Annotated in this window: 1 protein-coding gene; it reads left to right on the top strand. The window is 37.6% G+C overall.

What is annotated here, in order from left to right:
* Positions 1–442: hypothetical protein (locus AC0DBE_RS21625; RefSeq protein ID WP_472963748.1), on the top strand; the 442-nt coding region annotated here is incomplete at both ends.

Below are 442 nucleotides of genomic sequence, written 5' to 3'. Positions count from 1 at the left end.
GAAATATGAATTACGTAATGTTAATGGGCGTTACGATTTGTATAACCCAGAGGTAGAAAGAAGAAATCAAACTGTCGATACGCCAAATATCACAACACCTAATAATATGCAAGCTGATGCACCTAGCGTACCAAGTAACCATGAAGAAATAGCCCGTGTTGATGAAGCACCAGTTCTACCACCAGCACCACCTGCACCTGCTACCACAACAAATGTAGCACCGAAAAATCACCGTGATTTTGGTAGAACTGATTTAGGTAATTCTTTTGTGATTGATGGTTCATCTCCGTATGTAATGGTTACACATAAATATCCTAATGGACATATTGATGACAAACTTGTGTTGAAATCAACATTTATCAACTCAGTTGATCAATACAAAAATGAATTATCCGACTTCGTTGCAACTGACATGAAGCTTACTAACACAAACACCTATACT

It is taken from the genome of Bacillus sp. VA15, from assembly GCF_055721145.1.
The sequence above is the reverse complement of the archived record's forward strand: the minus strand, read 5'-3'. Positions and strand labels throughout refer to the sequence as shown.